The sequence below is a fragment of the Leisingera daeponensis genome (genome assembly GCF_019801465.1).
GTDB classification, from domain to species: Bacteria; Pseudomonadota; Alphaproteobacteria; order Rhodobacterales; family Rhodobacteraceae; genus Leisingera; species Leisingera daeponensis_A.
This window is the reverse complement of record NZ_JAHVJA010000008.1, coordinates 24,700-40,068: the sequence shown is the minus strand read 5'-3', so window position 1 is coordinate 40,068 and position 15,369 is coordinate 24,700. Positions and strand designations below refer to the sequence as shown.

Sequence of the window (15,369 nt, the reverse complement as noted above, 5' to 3'; positions counted from 1 at the left end):
CCCCGGCGGCGGATCCCGGCTGCTATCCGGAGGCGGCAGCCCGCCTCAGCGCACCAGCCATTCCTCGATGTCCGGCGTCACCGCGCGCATCCGGATCCAGCCCGGGGCCGCGGGCTGGCCCCGGCGCAGGCGCAGCTTGCCGACCAGCCCCACAAGCGTCCATTCCGGGCGCCGGCGGCGCGGCACATAGGCCCGTGACGCATCATAGGCGGGGTTTTCCTGCGGCTTGCCGTCCGCATCGCGCCGCAGCACGCCGTAATCGTCGCGCAGCCAGCGCTGTTTCCATTCATCCATGTCGCCGTCGCCCGCCACCGCCGGGCTGGCGCTGATCACGCCGATGGGCTCCTCGCCGGCGTTTGCGGCGCGGATTTTTGCGCCGTCCAGCACCACGGACAGCCCGCGGCGGTCTTCCCCTCCGGGGTTGCCGTCCGCCCATTCGAACCATTCGGCGTAGTCAGCGCCGCCGCCGGTCCAGGCGCCGGAGCAGCTGCCGTTGCCGTCCGATCCCAGCCGGAAGTCCGGGCTGCCGCCATCCCCCGCCAGCAGGTAATCGTCGCTGCTGCCCCGGATCTCCAGATGCGCCGCCGGGCTGGCGGTGCCGAGGCCCGCGCGGCCATTGGGTTTCAGCGCCAGCGCGGTGCTCCAGCTGCTGCCATTGGCGGACAGTTTCACCGCGAAGTCATTGCTGCCCGCCAGCCCCATCTCGGCGCGGCCGCTCCAGTTCGACTGGAACAAGAGCGAGGCGGTCTCCGCGCCGGCGGATTTGTTGATCTTGAGCTGATGGCCGGCACCTGAGTGGCTGAGCAGCGTTGCCGGGCCGGAGACCGACAGCGGGCTGGCGGCATCGGCCTGGGTGCCGACCCCGAGGCGGGCGAGGTTCTGGGTTTCCGCCGGCGGCAGCACCCAGGCGCTGCCGTCCCAGACCCTGAGCTCACCCTCAGTGGTGCCCCAGGCGCGCCAGCCGGGGCGGGGGGTGAGGAACAGCCAGCCCTCGCCCTGCCAGACGGCAATGGCATGGGGCCGCCCGGCCCAGGCGCCGCCGGGGCTGGCCGCCAGCACATGGGTCTCGCCCAGGGCGGGCGCGGCGGGGGGCGTGGCGGCATCAAACCCTTCGGCGCTGAGCTGCACCAGCGCGTCCAGCATCTGCAGCGCTTCGTTGTGGGTCACATGTTTCTGCGCCTGGGAGGGCATCAGGTAGGGCAGGGCGAGGATCGGCGAGGCCTGGGTCATCGGCGGGGCTCCGGCATGGCAAACGGGATTGCCGGCAGAGTGCCAGAGCCGGGTCAAGGCGGCGCTAACGGGGCGTGCGCCGGGTGCGCAACACCCCCCGCGGGCGGCGGGCGGGGTTCCGCTCTGTTCCCGGCCCATTCCCCGCCTGTTCGCGCAATTGTTCTCAATCTGTAAACAATATCCCCGGTTTCGCCAGATTTGCCGCCCGTTTTGCGCCGCGCCCGCCCGCCAGGGTGCCCCCGGGTTTTGCAGCGCATGGGAGCGGCACGATGGCACTGGCATTCAGCGGACGGTTCGGCACGGAGGACATGATTTTCGGCACCGATCTGCGCGATCTGGAGATCGCGGTGCAGGACGGCCAGGCCACGCTTTATGCCATCAACGGCATGAACGGCGGCCTCAGCCGCTGGCAGCTGCCGGACAATGGCGGCCTGCCGCAGCTGGCGGGCCGGCAACTGCACGGCCAGGCCTCCCTGCGCACCGGCAACTTCGAACTGGCGGAAACCGGCGGCGGTCTGCGGCTGCTGCAGGAGCAGGCAGGCGGCGGCCTCAGCTATTACCAGCTGGGCAGCGGCGGCGGCCTGGGCAGCCAGCAGCATCAGGCGCTGCCGGGCGCCGATGCGGGCGGGCCGGGCGCGGTGGCGGTGCTGCAGCTGCAGGGCGGCGGGTCGGCGCTTTACGCGGTGGGGCTGTCCGGCGGCGCCTTGCAGGGCTGGCGGCTGGATGCGGGCGGCAACGTGCAGGCGCAGACCGGCGGCGGCGCGCCCTTCAGCCTGGAGCCCTCGGCGCTCCTGGCCGCGGTGCAGACCGCGGGCGGGCCGGTGCTGCTGGCGGCGGATGCCGGGGCCTTGCGCGGCTACAGCGCGGATGCCGCCACCGGCGCGCTCAGCCCCGGGGCGGTGCTGGGCGCGGGGCAGGGGCTTTCGGTCTCCGGCATCACCGCGCTGGAGGGGTTTGAGATGGGCGGCAAGGCCTGGGCGCTGCTGGGCGCCGCGGGCAGCAGCTCGCTCACCCTGGTGGAGGTGGACGCGGCGGGGGGGCTGCGGTTCGAGGCGCAGCTGCAGGACACCGCGATGACCCGGTTCGGCGGCCTTTCGGCGCTGGAGGTGGTGCAGGCGGGGGATCACCTGCTGGTGCTGGCGGCGGGCAATGACGGCGGCCTCAGCCTGTTCACCCTGACCCCGGGCGGCGAACTGATCCATCTTGAGAGCCTGGAGCACAGGCCCGGCCTCGGGCTGCAGAATGTGACCGCGCTGGAGGCGGTGGCGGCACACGGCCAGCTGCAGGTCTTTGCCGCCTCCGGCGCCGAGGGCGGCATCAGCCGCTTCACCCTGCCGCTGGCGGAGCTGGGCGTTGTGCGCCGGGCCGGAGACAGCGAGGCGCGGCTCGGCGGCAGCGCTGCAAATGACGTGCTGGAGGGCGGTGCGGGGGCGGCGGATCTGTACGGCCAGGCCGGCGATGATGTGCTGGTTTCGGGCGCGCAGGGCGGCGATCTGACCGGCGGCAGCGGCGCCGACATCTTTGTCATTACCCCCGGTGCGGCAGCGGTGACGGTGCGCGATTTCACCCCCGGCGAGGACCTGCTGGACCTGTCGCTGTTCGAGGGGCTTTACAGCCCGGCCCAGCTGCAGAGCCGCGGCCGCAGCTATGGCATCGACCTGGAGGCGGGCGGCACAAGGATCGTTGTGGGCCAGGCTGGCGGCGGGCGGCTGGAGCTGGAGGATGTGTTCGGCCCGGCGCTGCGGTTTCAGTTCCCGCAGCGCCAGGGGCTGGGCGACACTCTGCCCGGCGGCGGCTATTACGGCGGCAGCGGGCATGATGTGCTGGCGGGCACCGGCGGCCGCGACGCGCTTTACGGGCTCAGCGGTGATGACCGGCTGGCGGGCTTGGGCGGGCATGACACGCTGTGGGGCGGCAGGGGCAATGACAGCCTGTGGGGCGGCGGCCGCGGCGATGTACTGCAGGGCGGCAGCGGCAAAGACAGCCTGACAGGCGATGATGGTTATGACCGGCTGTGGGGCGGCTATGGTGCCGACATGCTGGACGGCGGCACCGGGCAGGACAGTCTGTGGGGCGGGGGCGGGCGCGACCTGCTGACGGGCGGCGATGGCGATGACCGGCTGGCAGGCGGCAGTGAGGCCGACAGCCTGCGCGGCGGCACCGGCCGGGACTGGCTGCTGGGTGAGGACGGGGCGGATGTGCTGGCCGGGCACGGCGGCGATGACCGGCTGCAGGGCGGCGGCGGCAATGACCGGCTGTGGGGCGGCGCCGGCGATGATGTGCTGTGGGGCGGCCATGGCGCGGACCGCCTGACAGGCGGGGATGGCGCCGACCGGCTGGCTGGCAGCGGCGGCAATGACATGCTGGACGGCGGCCGCGGCGCGGACAGCCTGATGGGGGAGGCCGGGCGCGACCTGCTGCAAGGCGGCGGCGGCGCCGATATTTTTGTCTTTGCCGGCGGCCACGGCCGCGACACGGTGGCGGATTTCACCCCCGGTCTGGACCGCATCCGCCTGGAGGGTGCTGCCGCGGACCGCTTTGCCGATCTGGAGATCAGCCTGGCAGAGGGAGGCACCCTGATCGGCACTGGCAGCGGCTGGCTCCTGCTGGAGGGCCTGCGGCCGGGGCAGCTGGCTGCGGATGATTTCCTGTTCTGAGCAGGCCGCCAGCCCCCGCGGCTTGCCCCGCTGCGGGCAGGGGGGTATCACCGCCGGACCCCCATGCCCCTGCGCCGCGGCGCAGGCCAACCGGAGAGCCGTCTGCCCGTGCTGTCATCCCTGCTGCAAAAACTCAGGCCGCAAAAATCCGGCCTGCAGACATCCGGGCGGGGCGCCCGCTTTGCGGATCCGGCGCCCGGGGAACCGCTTTGCGTGATCGGCGATGTGCACGGCTGCCTGGGGCTGCTGGAGCGGATGCTGGCGCAGGTGCCGCAGGACCACCGGATCGTGCTGGCCGGCGATTACATCGACCGCGGCGAGCACAGCGCCGACGTGCTGCGCTGTCTCAGCGCGCGCCCGGAGCTGACCTGCCTGAAGGGCAATCACGAGGACATGCTGCTGCGCTTTCTGCGCGATCCCGAACGCGGGGGCGGCCGCTGGATCCGCAATGGCGGGCTGCAGACCCTGGCCTCCTTCGCCGTGCCGGGCGTCCGGCCGCAGATGAGCGCAGAGGAGCTGCGCGCGTGCCGGGACCAGCTGCAGGAGAGGATGGGGCCGGCGCTGATGGACTGGCTGGCCGGGCTGGAGACCTCGCGGCTGTCGGGCAATGTGCTGGTGGCCCATGCCGGCGCGGATCCCCAAGCGGCTCCGGACCGGCAGGCCGGGGAGGTGCTGATGTGGGGGCACCCGGAGTTTCTCCGCACTCCGCGCCGCGACGGGGTCTGGGTGGTGCACGGCCATACCATCGTCAGCGAAGCGGCGGCCGCGCACGGCCGGATTGCCGTCGACACCGGCGCCTATGCCAGCGGCACCCTGTCGGCGGCCTGCCTGGCGGACGGGGCGGTGCGCTTCCTGCAGGCAAGGCTCTAGCGCGGGCCGGGGCCGCCGGAACACGGACGGGTAGAAACGCCGCGGCAGACGGCGGCCGGAAGTTGCGTGTTTTTTAGGAAAATGTTAACGGCTGTGCAGGGGTGCGAACTCTAACCAGTTGAGGCTGAACCATGAAGACTTTCCTGACTGCCGCAGGTGCCGCAATTGCTGCAAACTGCATGACCCTGACGGCGGCTTTTGCCATGGGCAACGGCCATGGGCACGGTATCGGCAATGGCGGCGGCAATGGAAATGCTGGCGGCAATGGCTGGGGCAATGGCGTCGGCAACCCGCATGGGGTGCCGGAAATCGATGCCGGCACCGGCCTGCTGACGCTGGCGGCGGTGGGCGCCGCCCTGATCCTGGCCTGGGAAGTGAACCGCCGGCGCCGCGCCTGACGCGGCAGGGCTTCTGTTTCCGGACATACCCCGGCAAGCCCTCCCGGAACCGGGCAGGGCGCCGGGGCGCTGACCTCCGCGGCACCGGCCCGGGGCATGGCCGCGCACGCGCCCGGCGCAGGATGTTGCGCCGCCCTTCCCCGGGCCGGGCCGCTACCTCCAATGGAGGGGCATCCATCTGCCCGCCTTTGCGCTAGAATAACGGTTGAGGCCGCGCGCGCCGCCTTGCAGGCGCGCCGCAGCATACCGCCATTGAAGGCGGACCACTCAGGCAGGAATCCCCGGTCACACCCTGGCACGCAACCGGGAGGGGTTTTGCGATGGGTTCCAACGACAGGGCTGCGGACAGCGGAATCCGCAATCCGGCCGCCTGCCGGAGGCTCCCGGCAGACCCGGGCAGATGACCCTGCCGGGGCGGCAGGCCGCGGCTGCAGCCATCACCCTGGCCATTGCCGCGCTGTGGGCCCCGGCGGCCCCGGCGCAGGCCCCGCTTGTCGTGGGGAATGATTCCGGCGGCTACCTGCACCAGCGCCTGATCGAGCTGAAGCAGCTCCGGCGCAGCGCCGTGCGTGTCGAGATCCGGGGGCGGATCTGCTACTCGACCTGCACCCTTTTTCTGGGGCTGCCGGGCACCTGCGTGGCCCCCGGCACGGTCTTCGGCTTTCACGGCCCCTCGCGCCGGGGCGTGCGGCTCAAGGACAAGGACTTCGAATATTTCTCGAGGCTGATGGCCCGGCACTACCCCGAACCGCTGCGGGCCTGGTTCCTGCACACCGGGCGGAACCGGATCTCCGGGGTCTACAAGATCAAGGGCAGCGAGCTGATCCGCATGGGCATCGCCGCCTGCCGCGGGGGCTGAAGGCGGCTGCCGGGGGCGGCAGGATCGGGGCCCGCCTGCAGCACGCACTGGCCAAATTCCGGCAGTATGAAAAATGCTACTTAAATTCGTCACAACTTAAGTGTATTGAACATCTGTCCGTCCCGTTTAACGGGAGGGTTTTGCTTTAGATGTTTGAATTTACGGGTGTTTGACGATGCAGGATTTTGCACTGACCGCGTATTCCATTGATGAGTCCTCTGATCATCATCTGCCCGGCCAGAGACTGCCCGGATTCTACTCCAGCTTCGGCAAACGGGCCTTTGACATCGGCTTTGCCCTGCTGCTGCTGCCGGTTCTGATGCCGGTCATCCTTTTGCTGTGGGCCCTGGTGCGCAGCGACGGCGGCGCGGGCTTTTTCGGCCATACCCGGGTGGGGCGCAACGGCAAGCCGTTCACATGCTGGAAGCTGCGCAGCATGGTGGCGGATGCCGAGGCCATGCTGCAGGCGCATCTGGATGAAAATCCGGCGGCCGCCGCGGAATGGGCGCGCGACCACAAGCTGGCCGATGATCCGCGAATCAGCCGGCTGGGCCGCGTCCTGCGCAAGACCAGCCTGGATGAGCTGCCGCAGATCTGGAACGTGCTGAAGGGCGAGATGAGCTTTGTCGGCCCGCGCCCCATCGTCACCAAGGAACTCGCCAAATACGGCAGCAGCGTCTCCGCCTACCTGGCCCAGAAGCCCGGCATCACCGGTCTGTGGCAGGTCTCGGGGCGCAATGACATCAGCTATGACGAGCGGGTGGCGCTGGACGTGGCCTATCTGTTCCGGCGCAGCTTCCTCACCGATCTGAAGATCATTGCCAAAACCGGCCTGGCGGTGCTCGGCACCACCGGCCGCTGAGCCGCACCGCGCCCGCGCCGGTTGCGCAGGCCTTTCTTCCAGGCGCGGCGGCGTGTATGCGGGGCTGCAGCACGCCGCCGGCACGCGCCGGTCATTACGGGTTTCGGGACTTCATGAAACAATTGCCTTTGAACGAAGCTTCCTTCGCGGTGCCGCGCCCGGCACCCGCGGAGGCGCCGGACGATGATGCCGTCGACCTGGGGGCCCTGGCGGCCACCCTGTGGCGCGGCAAATGGATCGTGGCGCTGGCCACCCTGGCGGCCGTTTTCACCGGCGGCCTCTATGCCTTTGTCGCGGCGGTGCCGCTTTACACCTCCAGCGCCGTGGTGATGCTGGAAACCAAGCAGCAAAGCGTGGTCGATCTGCAAAGCGTCGTCAGCGGGCTGTCGGGCGATTATGCCGAGGTCAACTCCGAGCTGGAGGTGCTGCAGTCGCGCGGGCTGATGGGCAAGGTTGTCGACAAGCTGGACCTGATGGAGGATCCGGAGTTCAACGGCACGCTGACCGAGCCCTCTGCCCCGGCGGTCCTGGTGCGGTCGGTGAAATCGGGGATCAAATCGCTGCTGGGCCTGCAGCGCCCGGCGGCGGAGATGCCGGAGGAGCTGGTGCAGCAGCTGATCCGGGACAGCGTTGTCTCCACCCTGCTGAGCAAGGTCTCGGTGCATAATGTGCCCAACACGCTGGTGTTCCGGGTGGTTGCGGAAACCGAATCGGCCCGCAAGTCGGCGCTGATCGCCGACACCATCGTGGATCTCTACATCCTCAATCAGATCGAGGTGAAATTCGACGCCACCGAACAGGCGACGACCTGGCTGACCGGCCGGGTGGCCGAGCTGAAGGCGGAGCTGGAAGCCGCCGAGGCCAAGGCCAATGAATTCAACGCCGGCACCGCGCTGATCTCGCCGGAGGCGCTACAGGCCCAGGAGGTGCAGCTGAAGGACCTGCGCGAGCGCATCTCCCTGGCCAAGGCCGCCGCGGACGCCGCGCAGGCGCGCTATGACGGGCTGCGCGCGGCGGCAACCCGCGAGGCGCAGGCGGAGATCAGCCAGGACCGGCAATTGCAGCGGCTGCTGGCGCAGGCGGAGACCGCGGCGGGCGCCGCCGCTTTCGACACCGCCTTCCAGCGGCTGCTGGCCCGCGCCGCGCTGGATGCCCGCCGCGCCGCCCAGCAGGCTCAGACGCTGGTGCAGTCGGAGGCGGAGCTGTCCCGGCAGACCGCCCGCCAGGGCGAGGACCTGATCACCCTGCAGCAGCTCAGCCGCGAAGCCGAAGCGGTGCGGCTGCTCTACGAGTATTTCCTGACCCGCCTCAAGGAGACCTCTGCCCAGGAGGGCATCCAGAAGGCCGACAGCCGCCTGCTGTCGCGGGCGGTGATTCCGCTGTTCCCGTCGGCGCCGAAGAAATCCCTGATCCTCGCCATGAGCGGGCTGCTGGGGCTGATGCTGGGCGCGGGCGCGGTGCTGCTGCTGGAGGCGCGGCGCCGGGGCTACCGCTCGGCCGGGGACCTGGAGCGCAAGACCGGCTACAGCGTGCTGGGGCAGATCCCGGTGTTCCCGGCCAGCGGCCGCCGCAAGGTGCTGGAATACCTGGCCGAGAAACCCTCGTCCGCCACGGCGGAGGCGGTGCGCAACCTGCGCACCTCGCTGATGCTGTCCAACGTGGACCAGCCGCCGCAGGTGGTGGTGATGACCTCTTCGCTGCCCGGCGAAGGCAAGACCACCAACGCGCTGGCGCTGGCGCAGAACTTTACCGGCATCGGCAAGAAGGTGCTGCTGGTCGAGGGCGACATCCGGCGCCGGACCATGACCGCCCAGCTCAGCGATGTGCCGCCGCAGGGCATCGTCTCGGTGCTGGCAGGCGATCTTCCGGCCCAGGAGGCAATCTTTCAGGATCCGCTGCTGGGCTGCGACGTGCTGGCGGGGGAGCAGACCTCCGCCAATGCCGCCGACCTGTTCGCCTCGGAGCGGTTCCGCGCCTTCCTGCAGGAGATGCGGCAAAGCTATGACGTGATCCTGATCGACACCCCGCCGGTGCTGATCGTCTCCGATGCCCGGCTGATCGCGCGCCATGCGGATGCGGTGCTGCTGGCCGTGAAATGGGATGACACTTCCGAGCAGGATGTGGCGGAATCCCTGCGGCTGTTCCACACCGACAACCAGCGCCTGACCGGGATGATCCTGGGCCAGATCAACACCCGCCGGATGAAGCAGTACGGCTACAGCTACGGCGACTACGGCTCGAAATACTACGTCAGCTGAGGCGTCCGGCCCGGACCGGCGCTTGCAGAAACGGCGCGCCCATCAGGGCGCGCCGTTCTTTTTCTGTCCTTGGCCGGTTCCCGGCCGGGGTCAGTTTGCCGTGCTGGTGGTGCTGGTGGTGGAGGGGGTGGAGCCGCCGCCCGCGGCCGCCGCAACACCGGCCGCGGCGGCAACCGCGCCCAGGGCCGGGGCCACCAGCGGCACAAAGCCGGTCACGCCTTCCGCCTCTGCGGCGGCAGCGGCCTCGCCGGCATCCGCATGCAGGCCGGCGCAGTCAGCGCCGTCGCTGTTTTGGGTGTCTTCGCAGTCATTCTCGCTGGCAGTCTGGGCGCAAACGCCGGTTGCAGACAGCACCAGCGCCAAGAGGGTCATCCGGGTCATCGTTAATCTCCTAAACCTATCCGGCGCCAGCCTATCATGCCGGCTTTGCCCTGAGAATGCCGCACTGCTGTAAAAGCCCCGGAATACTGCATTTTTTTGCTGTGCTGCGCCTCGGAAACGCCCCCCGGCAGGGCGCCCGGGGCGGCTGCCGCCCCGCGGCGCCGGCAAGGGTTGCAGCGGCGCCTTAAAAGCGCAATGAAACAGGCAGATTCGCCACAGGCGAGAGACAATTCGCCCCTTTTCACCCGGCCGCGGGACAGCCTGCCGGAAAACGGATAAGGGGAAGCGGGCCACAAGTGATTTTTTAAAGCGTTATGAGACAACGGATACTCCAGAGACGGCATTTTCTGCTGGCAGCGCTGCTGCTGGCAGCCGCCCCGGCGCCGCTCGCTGCGCAAAGTGTTTCCACCTACGGCACTCCCGGTCTGATCGAGGTCCCGACAGCAGAGATGTTTGAGGACGGCACCTTGGTGTTCACTGCAGGAGGATTTGACGGAACGCTGCGCGGCACCATGACCTTCCAGCTGCTGCCCTGGGTGCATGGCAGCTTCCGCTACGGTGCCATCAAGGGGCTGTCGGACGTGCATGACCGCCTATACGACAGGAACTTCGACCTGCATTTCCGCTTGCGGCACGAGACCCGGAACGGCCCGGCCATTGCGCTTGGCCTTCGGGACTTCGGGGGCACCGGGGTAAATGCCGCCGAGTATATTGTCGCGACCAAGACCCTTCGGGGCCGGTTCAAGATCACGGGCGGCATCGGCTGGGGGCGCATGGCCGGGCGCGGCAGTTTCTCCAACCCGCTGGGGGTTCTGTCGGACCGGTTCAAAACGCGGGAAGCATCCGGAGCGGGCGGCATCTCGGAGACCGGCCAGCTTGATTTCGGCAACTGGTTCCGCGGCGATGCGGCTTTGTTCGGCGGCGCCAGCTGGCAGTACAGCGACCGCCTGACCCTGCTCGCGGAATACTCCCCGGATCTTTATGCCCAGGAAACATCCAGATCCGGCTTCGAGCTCAATTCTCCGTTCAATTTCGGTCTCCAGTACCGGTTCGAAAACGGCGCGCAGCTGACCGCCTCTTACCTTTACGGCAGCACCCTGGGGGTCAGCTACAGCTATTTCATCGACCCCCGCCAGAGCGTGGCGCCGGGGGGGCAGGGGGCGGCGCCGCCGCCCCTGCTGCCGGTGGACCAGGTGGCGCTGGCCAGCTGGAACCTGCCGGACGCGCCCGCCGCAGCCGTTCGCCGCCAGCAGGTTCTGGAGAGACAGCTGCAGCAGGAAGGGCTGCGGCTGGTCTACCTTGAGGAGGCAGGCGGGACCCTGCGCATCGGGGTGGAAAACGGCACCTACGGCCAGGCCGCCCAGGCCATCGGCCGCACCGCCCGGGTGCTGGCCAACACCCAGCCCGCCGGAACCCGGGACTTTGACATCGCGCTGATGGCAAACGGCGTGCCGCTCAGCGCGGTGCGGATTGCCCGCAATGATCTCTATGAGCTGGAGCATGATCCCGACGGCGCCTGGCGCAGCTTTGCCCGCGCCGAGGTCTCCGACAGCATCTCCCTGGTCAAGGGCGGCTTCACCGCGGCGGCCTATCCGCATTTCAGCTACCGCTTCGGCCCCTATCTGCAGGCCTCCTTCTTCGACCCGGACGCGCCGCTGCGCTATGAGATCGGCGCCCAGCTGGGGCTGGATTACACGCTGTCGCCGGGGCTGACCCTGTCCGCCGGGCTGCGCCAGCCGCTTGCGGGCAACCTGGACGACAGCCGGCGCCAGTCCAACTCGGTGATCCAGCGGGTGCGCTCGGACTGGGGGCTTTACGCCCGGGAGTCCGACCTGCGGGTCGAGCATCTGACCGCCGAGTACATCTGGCGGCCCGGGGAAAATCTCTATGCCCGCGCCACGCTGGGCTATCTGGAGACCATGTACGGCGGCCTGTCGGGCGAGATCCTGTGGTTCCCGGCGAACAGCCGCCTGGCGCTGGGGGCGGAGCTGAACTATGTGCGCCAGCGCGATTTCGACGTGCTGTTCGGCTTCCAGGACTATTCGGCCGCCACCGGCCATCTGTCGGCCTATTACGATCTGCCGGGGGAGTATCACGCCCAGATCGACGCCGGCCGCTACCTGGCCGGCGACTACGGCGCCACCGTCACGCTGGACCGGGAATTTGCCAACGGGTTCAAGGTCGGCGCCTTCTTCACCCTGACCTCGGTGGGCTTCAGCGACTTCGGCGAGGGCAGTTTCGACAAGGGGATCCGGCTGGAGATCCCGGTGTCCTGGCTGACCGGCCGCCCGTCGCGCGACCGGCTGGCGCAGGTGATCCGCCCGGTGCTGCGCGATGGCGGCGCCCGGCTCAATGTGCGCAACCGGCTCTATGGCGTCACCCGCGAGGCCCGCGCCCAGGAACTGGTCAGGGGCTGGGGGAGATTCCTGCGATGAAACGCCTGGCCCCCCTCCTGTTCACCCTGCTGCTGCTCTCCTGCGGCGAGGCAAAGGACGACCTCGACCTGTTGCGCGGCGCGCTGCAGCCGGAGGCGCCCCGCTTCCACCCGCGCGCCTCGGCGCTGGCCTCCGTCCGGCCGGTCCCGCCGCGGCTGGAGGTGGCCTTCCCGACCCGCGATCTGAGCGGTGTCATGCTCCTGGAGACCGAACGCGCGGGCGTGCAGACCTGGCTCACCGCCGATGGCGCCACCATCACGCTGGAGCAGGGCTTCCTCACCTCCGCCAAGGGCTTCGGCTCCGGCCTGGCCGCTTCGGATGTGCGCCAGAGCGCGGATCTGGTGCTGGCGGCGCGGGAGGGCACCGCGGAGCGGTTCCACAGCTTCCTCAATGGCAACGACCAGATCGAGCTGCACGCCTACCGCTGCGCGGTCACCCGCCTGGGCGCCGGGGATATCTTTCTGCGCGGCCTGCCGGTTGCCGCGCAACAGCTGGAAGAGCGCTGCCACGGGATGGCGGAAAGCTTCACGAATACCTATTGGGTCCGGCAGGGGGCGGTTGTGCAGTCCTCGCAATGGACCGGCAGCTTCCTTGGCAACCTCTTCATGAAGACGGTGCCGGATGAGAATTGAATATAAGTTGATTGGAGAACGCATCGTGCGCCGTATTTCCCTTGCCCTCAGCGCCCTGGCCCTGGCTGGACTGGCCGCCGGCTGCTCGACCATCTACCGCAGCCCGGCGGTGAAGGCCGGCGTGTCGGACACCGGCAAGGTCCGGGTGGTGGCGATGACGCCGGAGACCGTGCTGGTCGCCAACCGCGCAGCCTATCAGCCCAGGACCCTGCCCGCGGTGTTCCGGATCTCGGCAGGCTCGGGCGCCGGCGCCAGCCCGCGCGGCGCGGGCACCCTGCCGGATGCGCCCTCGACCCAGGACGGCAGCCGCCAGGGGCTGCGGCTGGACCCGCCGCCCAGCATCGACCCCGGCCCCTATACCATCGGCACCGGCGACGTGCTGGTGCTGTCGACGCCGTCGACGCAGGGCACGGTGGCCGAGCTGTCGGGACTGCTGGCGGCGCAGAACAGCCGCAACGGCTACACGGTGCAGGATGACGGCTCGATCAACATCCCGGACGTGGGCCGGGTGCGCATTGCCGGCCTCACCGTGGACGAGGCCGAGGCGCTGCTGTTCCAGCGCCTGGTGGAAAGCCAGATCGACCCGACCTTCAGCCTGGAGGTCTCCGAATTCAACTCCCGCCGCGTCTCCATCGGCGGCGCCGTGGGCCAGCCCGGAGTGCTGCCGATCACCCTGACGCCGCTCACCCTGGGCGAGGCGCTGGCGGCGGCGGGCTCGGTCTCGGTTGCCGATATCGACACCAGCTCGGTCAGGATCTACCGCGACGGCAGCATGTACCAGATCCCGCTGGAGGATCTCTATTCCCGCTCCGATCTGCAGCGCATCCCCCTGCTGGCGGATGACTCGGTGTTTGTGGACACCGATTACGACCTCAGCCGCGCCGAGCGCTATTTCGCGCAGCAGATCCAGCTGCAGCAGGCCACCCTGGCGGGCCGCAAGGCGGCCATCGACGAGCTGACCGCCGCGCTCACCCTGCGCCGCGCCGACCTGAACGAGCGGCGGGAGAACTTCGCGCAGGCGCTGGAGCTGGACGCGGTGGAGCGCGACTACGTCTACCTCAGCGGCGAGGTCCGCACCCAGGGCCGCTACACGCTGCCGTTCGAACGCAAGGCCACGCTGGCGGATGCGCTGTTCGACACCGGCGGCGGCATCGCCAAGGAGACCGGCGACGCCTCGCAGGTCTACGTGCTGCGCGCCTCGGACGATATCCGCGAGTTCGGCGCGGTGACCGCCTGGCACCTGGACGTGCGCAACGCCGCGCATCTGCCGCTGGCCGCCCGCTTCGAGCTGCGCCCGGATGACATCGTCTTCGTGGCGGAGAACCCGGTCACCCGCTGGGGCCGCACCATCGACCAGATCACCCCGTCGCTGATCACCGCGCCGGTCAATGCGCTGGCGGATTGAGGGCGCTTCCTGGCACAGCGGCCTGCCAAGGCAGGCCGCCGAGACGTCATAAGGCAGGCTGCCTTTTGGCCTTCAAACGGCTTATGAAGCGGAACAGAATGAAGGCGGCGGTAATGTAGATCAGGAAAAACACACCAATTTCCATACCCTCTCGCACCATACGGACAGGTACTGTTCCTGTCAGGAACACTGCTGGGATAACCGCGTGGCTTTGGGTGCGGGCAAGCAGCCAAAGTTTGTCGCAAACCCGCAATATAAAACCGAGTAAGATACCGCCAAGAAGGATGCCTGTGCCGCCAAAGGCGATATACCACTCGCCTGCCATTGTCGGAGGCACGCCTGAAAGGCGGTCACCGGAAAAGAAGACCCGCATCGCAACCCCGAACACGTCGGGTTTTTCCGTCCAGATTGAACGCGGAATAAAGCGCCCCAGATAGTTGATGAACTGCATCCCATAGTCATGACCTTGATAGTCCACATAGGTTTTGACAGCGCTCATCAGGTCTACAATGGGCAGGGCCGCAGCAAACTCAAGCGCAGCCCCATCAAAGCTTTCCGCAAGATCAAGGCTTTGCGATTTCCCCTGGGCCACATCGCGGATTGCCCCGCCGACAACAACAAGCAGGAAGACTGCAACGGTGCCGGCGGCCGCCAGCATAAGCGCAGTCCGCGGGCGCATACCGAAGCGGGCGCTTCCGTCCTGCGATGGCCGCTGAGGCGTCCAGAACCAGAAGAGGCTGAAGCCAAGCGCGTTAATAGCAGCGGTCCCGCGCGACCCGGTTGCAAAGATAATCCAAATTTGCAGCAGCCCCATGGCCATTGCTGCTGATGCCAAAAAGAACCTTCGGTTGATGCGGGCGGAATGAATCGCGAGGCCTATGAAAACAAAAGAGAATTGCAGGCTGAGCGTGATAAATCCCAATCCGGCCGTTCCTGCGCCTGCGCGCCGAGACAAAAACTGAATCGCGTTTCCAAGCCCCCCGAACAGGCTCGCAATGAACATGATTGCGGCTGCCAGCATTGCGGCGGCCGCGAGAACGGAAACTCCTGCAAGATCGGAACGGACTGGCAATTTGCAGGCATTGCTGAGCTTTTGCGCGGCCCTCCGCCCCCCATTGCCTGACGCTCCGTAGGCGGCAAAGGCTGCAAGCGTAAAGATCAAAAGCCACTGATACGACCAGAGGAGATCTGCAGGCTTGCCGCGGACTTCGCGGAAGAAATACCCTTCTGTGATTAGGCCTGCATCAATATATCCGAACCGGAAGACCACGCCGAGCAGCATGAGGGTAAGGAAAAGTGCAAGATTGATATGCTGCCGGACAACGGCATAGCTGAGCATCGCAGCTACCAGCACCGCAGCAAGCCATACATCAACTGCCATT

The 15,369-nt window shown here is 68.3% G+C and carries 12 protein-coding genes; 9 read left to right on the top strand and 3 right to left on the bottom strand.

What is annotated here, in order from left to right; all coding sequences use genetic code 11:
- Positions 1-45 precede the first annotated feature (45 nt).
- A complete protein-coding gene (locus KUV26_RS16210) occupies positions 46-1,230 on the bottom strand; it encodes a peptidase G2 autoproteolytic cleavage domain-containing protein (protein WP_222509095.1) in 1,185 nt (394 codons plus the stop codon).
- Between the two features lie 269 nt (positions 1,231-1,499).
- Between KUV26_RS16210 and KUV26_RS16205 the strand changes: the two genes are divergently transcribed.
- The 6 genes from KUV26_RS16205 to KUV26_RS16180 all read left to right on the top strand — a co-directional run bounded on the left by KUV26_RS16205 (position 1,500) and on the right by KUV26_RS16180 (position 9,134).
- Positions 1,500-3,887 carry a calcium-binding protein gene (locus KUV26_RS16205; RefSeq protein ID WP_222509094.1) on the top strand — a complete coding sequence of 796 codons (2,388 nt, stop codon included), beginning with the start codon at positions 1,500-1,502 and terminating at the stop codon, positions 3,885-3,887.
- 213 nt (positions 3,888-4,100) lie between these two features.
- A complete protein-coding gene (locus tag KUV26_RS16200) occupies positions 4,101-4,757 on the top strand; it encodes a metallophosphoesterase family protein (RefSeq protein WP_315900131.1) in 657 nt (218 codons plus the stop codon).
- A 131-nt stretch (positions 4,758-4,888) separates the two neighbouring features.
- The gene (locus KUV26_RS16195; RefSeq protein ID WP_222509092.1) at positions 4,889-5,155 is read left to right on the top strand and encodes a VPEID-CTERM sorting domain-containing protein; all 267 of its coding nucleotides are present in this window, start codon (positions 4,889-4,891) and stop codon (positions 5,153-5,155) included.
- Between the two features lie 400 nt (positions 5,156-5,555).
- Entirely contained in the window at positions 5,556-6,014 is a 459-nt protein-coding gene (locus KUV26_RS16190) for a hypothetical protein (protein ID WP_222509091.1), read from the top strand.
- A gap of 175 nt (positions 6,015-6,189) precedes the next feature.
- Positions 6,190-6,876, top strand: a complete 687-nt coding sequence (locus tag KUV26_RS16185; protein WP_222509090.1) for a sugar transferase — start codon at positions 6,190-6,192, stop codon at positions 6,874-6,876.
- 113 nt (positions 6,877-6,989) lie between these two features.
- Positions 6,990-9,134: a polysaccharide biosynthesis tyrosine autokinase gene (locus tag KUV26_RS16180; protein ID WP_222509089.1), complete on the top strand. Its 2,145-nt coding sequence runs from the start codon at positions 6,990-6,992 to the stop codon at positions 9,132-9,134.
- A gap of 90 nt (positions 9,135-9,224) precedes the next feature.
- On the opposite strand, the gene KUV26_RS16175 is transcribed toward KUV26_RS16180, so the two are convergent.
- On the bottom strand, positions 9,225-9,515 hold the full coding sequence (locus tag KUV26_RS16175) for a hypothetical protein (protein ID WP_222509088.1): 291 nt from the start codon (positions 9,513-9,515) through the stop codon (positions 9,225-9,227).
- Between the two features lie 314 nt (positions 9,516-9,829).
- On the opposite strand from KUV26_RS16175, the gene KUV26_RS16170 reads away from it, so the two are divergent.
- Genes KUV26_RS16170 through KUV26_RS16160 form a run of 3 tightly spaced genes read left to right on the top strand, consistent with a single transcriptional unit; the run spans position 9,830 to position 13,987 of the window.
- The gene (locus KUV26_RS16170) at positions 9,830-11,950 is read left to right on the top strand and encodes a YjbH domain-containing protein (RefSeq protein ID WP_222509087.1); all 2,121 of its coding nucleotides are present in this window, start codon (positions 9,830-9,832) and stop codon (positions 11,948-11,950) included.
- The gene (locus KUV26_RS16165; protein ID WP_222509086.1) at positions 11,947-12,582 is read left to right on the top strand and encodes a YjbF family lipoprotein; all 636 of its coding nucleotides are present in this window, start codon (positions 11,947-11,949) and stop codon (positions 12,580-12,582) included. Before KUV26_RS16170 ends, KUV26_RS16165 begins: the two co-directional genes overlap by 4 nt.
- Positions 12,583-12,607: 25 nt before the next feature.
- Positions 12,608-13,987, top strand: coding sequence for a polysaccharide biosynthesis/export family protein (locus KUV26_RS16160; protein ID WP_222509233.1), 1,380 nt, complete (start codon positions 12,608-12,610; stop codon positions 13,985-13,987).
- Between the two features lie 46 nt (positions 13,988-14,033).
- On the opposite strand, the gene KUV26_RS16155 is transcribed toward KUV26_RS16160, so the two are convergent.
- On the bottom strand, positions 14,034-15,368 hold the full coding sequence (locus KUV26_RS16155) for an oligosaccharide repeat unit polymerase (protein ID WP_222509085.1): 1,335 nt from the start codon (positions 15,366-15,368) through the stop codon (positions 14,034-14,036).
- Position 15,369: the final 1 nt, after the last annotated feature.